2 protein-coding genes are annotated in these 1,821 nt (G+C 42.1%); both read right to left on the bottom strand.

Annotation, left to right across the window (positions count from 1 at the left end; all coding sequences use genetic code 11):
* Positions 1–3: 3 nt before the first annotated feature.
* A complete protein-coding gene (locus AC4E96_RS07620; protein ID WP_490255393.1) occupies positions 4–498 on the bottom strand; it encodes an acyltransferase in 495 nt (164 codons plus the stop codon).
* A gap of 222 nt (positions 499–720) precedes the next feature.
* Positions 721–1,536: a class I SAM-dependent methyltransferase gene (locus tag AC4E96_RS07615; protein ID WP_490255392.1), complete on the bottom strand. Its 816-nt coding sequence runs from the start codon at positions 1,534–1,536 to the stop codon at positions 721–723.
* Positions 1,537–1,821: the final 285 nt, after the last annotated feature.

Genomic DNA, 1,821 nt, shown 5'->3' with positions numbered 1-1,821 from the left:
CTATCAACCAGTTTGGTTTTTACTCGCTGAATAATCCTTGATTATTTTTACCGGATTTCCACCAGCTACGACCATTGGTGGAATGTCTTTTGTCACCACGCTACCCGCTGCAATAACAGAGCCTTTGCCGATCGTCACGCCAGGAAGAATGATTGAGTTAGCGCCAATCCACACATTGTCTTCGATGACGACTGGTTTACTGATGCCATCTGTATTGATTCTGTTTTCGATGTCAGGAAATGAGAGGTCATGGCCATTGCCATCAATGATCTGACAGTTTGCTGCAATCAAACAGCTTTTGCCTATTTTTATCGAGTTGAATGCATGAATGCAGGTACCGTGTATCCTAGTTTTGTCGCCAATTTCGATTTTGGCACCAGGTCTATCCGCAAATAGTTTCACAGGAGAGTGCATGTTGATGTGGTAGCCCTTGTTTCTTGAGTTCAGCATCACGCCTTTTCCAATAGACAACTGACTGCCTCTTCTTATATCTATCAATGGCGTACCGTTGAATCTAAGCCCAGCTGCTATTTTTATATTCGAAGCGAAATACAGCTTTATCGTCACCAATTTTGTCCAAAGATAGACAAGGATTCTCAATGGATCATTCATTATAAGGTTGACTACTTTTTGGAACATTTCTTATCTCGTTAAATAGATCGCCGTTGGGCGTTGTTTTTAATCAGAGCCTGAAGTTTTAGTGCATTGCTTTTTTGTTATTTACTGGCTCAACTCGCTTTTGGCCAAGTGTTCAAGCCAGTCATCATGATAGGCCTGCTGCGCTTTGTGAATTCGGGTCTGCTGATGCAACTCCCAATCGCTTTCATTAGCGAATGGCCCTTTTCGGCACAGTGGGCAGTATCCGGGCGAGTCATATTTAAACTCAGTCAAACGCGCTTTTATTTTGTGTGACAAATTGTCCGAATACACATAGACATCGCTAGCTTCGTGTTTGACACATTTATCTCTATCTACATTCCTCACCTGATAGTTTTTGAACATAGACAGGTCAAAAGGCTCACTGCCTAAGTATGAATATCGCGTGTGCGAATTCGATTTATGGCCCGTCAAACTCGTTTCTATATGCCAATGACTGTAAGGTTTAACTGATTTGGTCGTGATGTAACAAAGACGTTGGCCATTTGGATTTAGTAGATAGCCAAAGCTGTGTTTTAAAAAGGCATACAACAAAGCCCGGTTGAACAAATTTGCGCTTTTGTTTCGTTCTTTTTGATATTGAGCGTAGGACTTTTGAGTTGGAACTAACGGGTGATTAAAGATCACTATATCTGCAAAGCCCTTTAAATCCTCGGGAATGGTATTTAGATCAGTAATATCCAGCCCATGCTCTGTGCGAACTCCCGCTTCGTGAAGGTCTACTAATGCGTTGCGTTGATACTTATTAAGAAGTACAGACTCAGAGTCATACGTCGTGGCAATGAGGTTTTCGGCGCTAACGTGCGCCAACAGGGCTCTCGAAAAGCTCAGGTCGCCATCGCCTATTGTGATGACACGACTACCTTGAGGGAGAAACATGATTGATGGGTTTACCTAAATTTAAGGTGTTCTAACCTTGGGTCTGATTTGGGCACCAATAATATATAAGCAAGCCAGGCAAACCAAGAAATAAATAGAAATACCAATACCCACAAAAACTTTCTAAAGCCCGATGTTCTTTTTGAAACAATCAGGAAAAACAGGGGAAGTAACCAAACCAACGCCATAGCTACAATGACACCCATTCCTAATACGACTTCCATTTTTACCGCTCCATTTAGTCAAACACTAGGTTCACACATGGCTGCAAACCCAAATTCTGTG

It is taken from the genome of Psychrosphaera sp., from assembly GCF_982872775.1.
Note: the sequence above shows the minus strand (reverse complement) of the source record. Positions and strands in the feature narration are given on the sequence as shown.